Genomic DNA, 203 nt, shown 5'->3' with positions numbered 1-203 from the left:
GATTCGTAACCCAATAAGCCAATGCCATCAATATTGAAGATAACTTCAATCAGGAAGGCACCGGTCATGAAGAACAACAAAGAGTTACCAAAGTGACTTGCGATTGGAATTAAGCTGTTACGCAACGCGTGCTTACGAACTGCTTTTTTGAAAGGTAATCCTTTCGCAATTGCGGTGCGGATGTAATCTGAGGAAAGGTTTTC

At 41.9% G+C, this 203-nt stretch carries 1 protein-coding gene; it reads right to left on the bottom strand.

Annotated elements, in window-relative coordinates; genetic code table 11:
- On the bottom strand, positions 1–203 hold a 203-nt coding region (locus IQR33_RS27710), incomplete at both ends, for an ABC transporter permease subunit (protein WP_193844236.1).

This window comes from Vibrio sp. OPT46 (genome assembly GCF_015163535.1).
GTDB lineage: Bacteria > Pseudomonadota > Gammaproteobacteria > Enterobacterales > Vibrionaceae > Vibrio > Vibrio alginolyticus.
The sequence above is the reverse complement of the archived record's forward strand: the minus strand, read 5'-3'. Positions and strand labels throughout refer to the sequence as shown.